Origin of the sequence: Chitinimonas sp. BJB300 (assembly GCF_002735695.1) — a bacterium.
GTDB lineage: Bacteria > Pseudomonadota > Gammaproteobacteria > Burkholderiales > Chitinimonadaceae > Chitinimonas.
In genome coordinates this window covers 25,428-31,657 of the sequence record NZ_PDZH01000053.1, presented here as the reverse complement: position 1 = coordinate 31,657, position 6,230 = coordinate 25,428, and the positions used below count along the sequence as shown (strand labels likewise).

The window sequence follows — 6,230 nt, the reverse complement described above, 5'->3', positions numbered from 1 at the left end:
CTATTTCGATCGCCTGGGAGTTCCAAGACTCGCCTAACCTCAACTTCTCGAACCGCCCGGTGCGGACCCGCATGCCGGGTGGTGTGGCAGGGGTCAGCCAGGTAATCTAGCCGCCCCTATGCCGATTGATGCTTTATGTGTTAGCCATAGATACGTAATTGATAGGCTATGTGGAGGATACTTTCTCACTGCTCAAGGTGTTGGCAGTGCAAAGTTAGCTCGTACAAACGGTACCACATGGTCGCTTAGCAATTTATGGGTGCGCGTAGTTGGATGGAGGACGTCCCAAAATACAAAGGTATCTGGATTCACGCACTCTGGCCGAGTGTGGTGACTCGTTAGGTACAGAGTGCTGACGTGGGCTCCGTTGATATTAAGGCATGGTAAGGTAGCGTTAGTCATGCCGTAGGTGCTGGGATTATTAAGTAAGTCATTAAACAATGAGTAGCTATCGAATAGTTGAATATTCAACCCCCCCCCCATTTTGCACCCTTAGATCTGAAACCATTTCAATAAGTTTACTGTTATAGCTTAATACCTGATTTGCTACGTCGGGGGCACCTTTGCCTTGGAAAACGGGTGTGCGCGATATATCCGGTAGATTAAGCAATAGAATATTGCGGGCACCGGCATTAATCAGATTTTGTAACCCAATTTTCTGATCTTGAATCGCATGCTCGACAGTTCGATGGTAATTAATGAAATCGTTACCACCAATCAGGACAGTGAATAGCGTCTTCTCTGGTTTATATGCTGGCGCCTATTGCATATATTCCATCCAGGATAGTACTTGTCCAGTAAGACCTGGAATTACGGATTCCTCTCTATCAGATCCGGCTCCACCAACAGCCCAATTATACATAGGTAGCTTTAACTCTTTAGCTAGATACTCTACCCAAACAGGTCCATTACTGAAACGACCACGGTACCAACTCTCCCTATTTGGCAGCTTCCACTCTGAGTCATTGAACATATTCATCGTGTCTGACAAACTGTCACCGAGCACGATAATCTTATTGATACGATTGGATTGGTCGTCGCTATCTATGCTCCATATCGAATAGTTGAATGAAAACCTGTTGTTGGCTGCTGTCCACATGACGACTTCAGGATTGAGTCCTCGGCGGCGGAGTGTCTGTTCGCATACAGCGTTAAGCGCAACTTGTGTGGTGTCGCTGTAGAACATATTTCCCGTTATGCTGGAAATGCTGGACCACCAGTAACCTCTCACCCGATAGTAGCCGTTGCTTTCTGGATCGAGGGCCCATACGTAGTTAGTGGTTGGCTTGAGGCGGTTACCAGTGGGGTAGTAGCAGCGCAAATATGTGTAAGTATTATTTTTGTGAGTATTCGCTGGACGTTGTACAGCATCGTATAGCAGTTCTCTTTGATCTACGTTTGGATCATGAGGGGGAAGGTACTGCTCCAGTTTATGGTTTGGTTGAGCACTATCTGTATCTAACTCCGCTGCGTTGGCCCATGCTGTTAGCATGACGCAAACTAAGAAAATTCTGATTCCCATAATATATTCCTTAGATTGAATGGATCTTTGTCAGCAGCGCTTCTTGTTGCGAAGCAATTTAATTTTGCGAGCTAGCAAGATCTAGTGTGATACTAAGGAAGTTGCATATATTTGAATATATAGTTGTTCCATTAAAACGAAAATTTGGTTCGAAAAATGATAGTTATGATGAGTTCTGCTTGAGCTCAAATCAGATTGGTAGGTCCTTTGCCTGCTATGTGTTTATTCCTGAAGAGATATAGTTTTGGAATGGAAGGAGGCGCTATGGGTTGTACTACTTGGCAGAGCCCCAACAATTGTGGTGTATCTAGTTGATACTTAGCCCGCTTGTCATACCTCTGCATAGGCCTGACTGACACTATTTGTAAGCCGTCAAGAATTGTGCTCATTAATTTCCAACAAAAAATACCAGTCAACGTTAACTGACTGGTACGAAGCCTTAGACTGCCGTATTTATCGGCGAATCAATTGTCTGATCAAGGTGTTGCAAGCACAAAGTGCGCTCGAACAAAAGGTGATACACGCTCGCTCAACAACTGATGTGTGCGGGTGGTGGGGTGCAGGACATCCCAGAAAACGAAGGTGTTTGGATTGCTGCATGCTGCGCGTGGATTGGGATTACCCAAGAAGGCGATCAAATTGCCACTATTTATTTCAAGGCAGGAAGTGTCCGTTGTAACCATCCCGTGATTGCTAGGGTTGTTCAACAGATCATTGAACCAAGTATGGCAATCAAATAGATGGATCTGAATGTTCGAACTCCCGCCATTTTGTACTTTGAGCACCGTAGCCATTTCTTCTAACTGGGTGTTGTAGTCAGTAATTTTATTTGCGACGATTTCAGCGTTGTTTTTGTAATTGAAAATGGGTGCACGCGACATATTGGGTAGTTTAATCAGTAGGATGTTGCGAGCGCCCGCACTGATCAGGTGCTGCAGTGCTTCCTTTTGGGTTGTGAGGACATGCTCGACGGAACGGTTGTAATTGATAAAGTCATTGCCACCGATGAAAACCGTAAAAAGCGTGTTCTCTGGTCTGTAGTTGGGGGCCTTTTGTCTATGTGCTTTCCACAGCTGTACCTGACCCATGAGCCCTGGAATTTCTAGTGTGCCGAGGTTTGCGATTGCAAGTTTTTCTGTACCCGCCCCGGCGCCGGCGATAGCCCAGCTATATAGAGGGAGCTTTAAGTCCCTGGCCAGGTATTCGACCCAGGTATAACCATTGCTGAAGCGGCCAAGAAACCACCTGTTCGGATTAGGCAATTGCCAATGCAGTGTGTTGTAGAGGTTTTGTGTATCGGAGAGGCTGTCCCCAAACGCGATAATCTTGTTGATGCGGTTGGATTGGGGGGTGTTATCGATGCTCCAGATCGGGTAATTAAATGAAAGCTCGTTATCAGCAGCAGCCCACATGGCCACTGCATGATTGATTCCTTTTTGGCTAAGTGTCTGTTCACACGCGGACTTAAGTTCATTTTGCGGAGTGTCGCTGTAGAACATATTTTCCCAGTTGGTCCAACTGGCGGTCTGCCAATATCCATTCACGTGATAGTAGGCGTTGCTACCCGGAGTTAGCGCCCAGGTGTAAGTTGTGGTGGGACGTAGAAGCGTCCCCGTCAGGTAGTAGCAGCGTAGATATGTATAGGTATTGCTGGCGGATGCTTGAAGGGCTGTGACTTCGTTGTCCGCAGATCTACGAAGAAGACGGCGTATTGACTCTGCAGTAGCTGGCTTATGTGGGGATAGATAGTGGTTCCATTCCGGGCTGGGTTGGGTATCGGTGGTTTCTATGGCATATGCCGGGGACAATAAAAGGGCACTCAGTAGCTGGCAGGGAACTTTCATATGCTTTTCCTTGTGTTGGACGGGGATGATCCCGGCTATGTCGCCCTTGGTTGAGGGCGAAAAGATTGCCAAGGGCGATCAAGCATCGAATAGGTGCATTGATGGCAATAAATTAGACAAGTCTAATGTTATGGTGTTTGCAGGCAGCTACGTCGTAATGGAGGGGAGCTAAACAAATAGAAACGGCAGCCTGGGCTGCCGTTTCTATTTGTTGACTAACTATCTGTGTCAGGGGGTTGCCAGCGAAAAGTGGGCGCGCACAAAGGGCGTGACGTGTTCGCTCAACAGTTGGTGGATACGAGTAGTGGGGTGTAGCACGTCCCAGAATACAAACGTGTCCGGATTGCGGCATTCAGCCCTCGGTCCCGGATTGCCAAGATAGTTGACTTGACTGCTTCCATTGATATTCAGGCAGGGGGTGCTGGTCTCTGTCATCCCATAATCTGCTGGATTGTTCAGTAGATCATTGAAGAGCGAATGGCTATCAAATATCTGTATATCCAGATTTCCACCATTCTGTGCATTCAGGTCTGTAGCAAGCTGGACCAGTCGGCGGTTGTACTCATCAACCTTCTGGTTCACTAGGACGGAGTTGCCTTTGTATTTGAAGACTGGTGCGCGTGATACATCAGGCAACTTGAGTAGCAGGATATGGCGTCCCCCTGCATTGATCAGATTTTGTAAGGCGCTGGTCTGATTCGTAATGACGTGATCGACGGATCGATCGTAATTGACGAAGTCATTTCCGCCAATCAGTACTGTGAACAGTGTGTTCTCGGGCCGATAAGCTGGTGCTTGTTGCGCATACTCCTTCCACGACTTCACTTGGTCGGTAACACCTGAAATCAAGAATTTCTCAGTGTCGGCGCCTGCGCCGCCTACAGCCCAGTTATACAAGGGCAGTTTGAGCTCTGATGCGAGGTATTCCACCCAGGTGTAGCCATTGCTGAATCGGCCAAGGAACCAGCTGTTCCGGTTAGGCAGCAGCCATTGCGATGCGTTGTAGACGTTCTGTGTGTCCGAAAGGCTGTCGCCAAATGCGACGATCTTATTGATACGGTTGGGTTGGCTTGCGTTATCCAAGGTCCATACCGTGTAATTGAACGATAACGCATTATCCGCTGCAGCCAACATGGCAACTTCAGGATTGAGTCCTTGGCGGCGGAGAGTCTGCTCGCATACCGATTTGAGCTCAGTCTGCGAGGTATCGCTGTAGAACATGTTCTTCCCGGGCAAGCCAGACCGCCAATATCCGTATATGCGGTAGTAATCGTTGTTTCCTGGGTTGGTTGCCCATGTGTAATTAGCCGTGGGTCTGAGACGGGTTCCTGTCGGATAGAAGCACCGCAGATAAGTGTAGGTGTTACTGCTGGCTGACTGCTGAGGTGGGGTGTCGGCGCTTGTGGACCGTTTCGACCGCCGACTCAGTTTATGCAGTGTTTCTGCGGAAGCTGGACCGTGTGGGGATAGATAGTGATCCAGGGTTGGATCGGGTTGAACATCGGCCGCGTCTGCGGCATGGGCCCATGACGATAACAGCAGGGTACCAACTAGCAGGGCTTTGATTTTCATTGTGTCTCCTCATGCTTGATGGGATCCCACGATCCTTACCTGTCATCCGCTTCTTTGTGTAGGCGGTGGGCGGGTTTGGTCCGATGGGGTTTCGAGATGAGCGCATCTCTTCGTTCCCCAAGTATTTGTTCGATCACCGCTTGAGGAAGTGGTGATCATAGCGTGATGCGCAGACTGTTGAGCGGTTGCTCTAAATTTGTCGTGTGAATACAACTGACTGATAGAAATGATCAAATCCATTCTTGGTATGTCATTGGTTTATTTGATGAAGCCTGATCAATACAGGTTTTGCACTGCTTTTGTACTGGAAGTGCTGTGTTAGAGCATATGCATTACATCGGAATATCGAGCGCTTGCTTGACTAAATATTCATTGCGACGTATGTTTCAAACAATCGTTTGACTGAATCGTCTATGCTTAGATGGAACGCACGCAGGTGTCTGAGGTCGTTTCTTGGCCACGAAGTCGCTTTGGCCGCGCCCTTGTCGGCGCAATTCAACCAGTTGCTGACCAGTTCGCAGCAGTGCGATGAGGTTGTGAACAGGTGTTTATACAGTGCAAATAAGGGCAACTATCTAGAGACAAGCATGGGCGGAACAGATGAACGGGACCGGTGAAATAAGACAAACAGATACGGCGACGCGGATTCTTGATGCGGCTGAAGTCTTGTTTGTCGAGCATGGCTTTGAGGCTACTTCCATGCGCATGATCACCCAGCGCGCCGAAGTCAATCTTGCAGCGGTCAACTACCACTTTGGTAGTAAGGATGCGTTGTTTCAGGGTGTCTTTACGCGTCGGTTGACACCGCTTACCCAGCTCGCAGTGCAAAGCCTGGATAAGCTTGAGCAAGCAGCCAAGGGTGCCCCACTGCTGGTGGATGCCATCATGCACGCGTTTATGGATGCCGCGCTTGATATCGCCTATGACCCAAAGCGGGGCGGGGTGATCTTTGTGCGTCTGTTGAGTCGGACGTTTGTCGAGACGCATCCCGTGCTGCGTGAAAGCCTGCCACGGCACTACGAAGAATTGGTAGGGCGCTATGCCAGTGCAACAGCCCGGGCATTGCCGCACATTGATCAGATTGAGTTGCAGTGGCGGCTCAACTTTGCTTTCTCGGCCATTTTTAATGCCTTCGCCGGTAACAATATTCTGCGTTTGTTTGTCAGTGACCCCGTCGTCAATGCGCGTGACCCGCGTTTGATTGCAACTTATCTCGTACCCTTCGTAGTGGCCGGTCTAACAGCCCCGGCCGTCAAGATGGGCGCTTCTCCCGATGTGAATCGGGCTTAACC

Annotated in this window: 3 protein-coding genes and 1 pseudogene; 1 reads left to right on the top strand and 3 read right to left on the bottom strand. The window is 48.8% G+C overall.

Annotation, left to right across the window (positions count from 1 at the left end; translation table 11 throughout):
• Positions 1-448: 448 nt before the first annotated feature.
• From CSQ89_RS23815 to CSQ89_RS10895, 3 genes and pseudogenes are all read right to left on the bottom strand, one after another.
• Positions 449-1,492, bottom strand: a pseudogene (locus tag CSQ89_RS23815) (SGNH/GDSL hydrolase family protein).
• 506 nt (positions 1,493-1,998) lie between these two features.
• On the bottom strand, positions 1,999-3,366 hold the full coding sequence (locus CSQ89_RS10900) for an SGNH/GDSL hydrolase family protein (RefSeq protein ID WP_099406189.1): 1,368 nt from the start codon (positions 3,364-3,366) through the stop codon (positions 1,999-2,001).
• Between the two features lie 228 nt (positions 3,367-3,594).
• The gene (locus CSQ89_RS10895) at positions 3,595-4,587 is read right to left on the bottom strand and encodes an SGNH/GDSL hydrolase family protein (RefSeq protein ID WP_199065434.1); all 993 of its coding nucleotides are present in this window, start codon (positions 4,585-4,587) and stop codon (positions 3,595-3,597) included.
• Between the two features lie 951 nt (positions 4,588-5,538).
• Here CSQ89_RS10895 and CSQ89_RS23600 point away from each other — a divergent pair.
• Positions 5,539-6,228, top strand: coding sequence for a TetR/AcrR family transcriptional regulator (locus CSQ89_RS23600; protein ID WP_099406187.1), 690 nt, complete (start codon positions 5,539-5,541; stop codon positions 6,226-6,228).
• The last annotated feature ends 2 nt before the right edge of the window (positions 6,229-6,230 follow it).

Coding starts and splice junctions, on each gene's coding strand:
- CSQ89_RS10900 (WP_099406189.1), bottom strand. CDS start 3,366: ATGAAAGTTCCCTGCCAGCTACTGAGTGCCCTTTTATTGTCCCCGGCA.
- CSQ89_RS10895 (WP_199065434.1), bottom strand. CDS start 4,587: ATGTTCTACAGCGATACCTCGCAGACTGAGCTCAAATCGGTATGCGAG.
- CSQ89_RS23600 (WP_099406187.1), top strand. CDS start 5,539: ATGAACGGGACCGGTGAAATAAGACAAACAGATACGGCGACGCGGATT.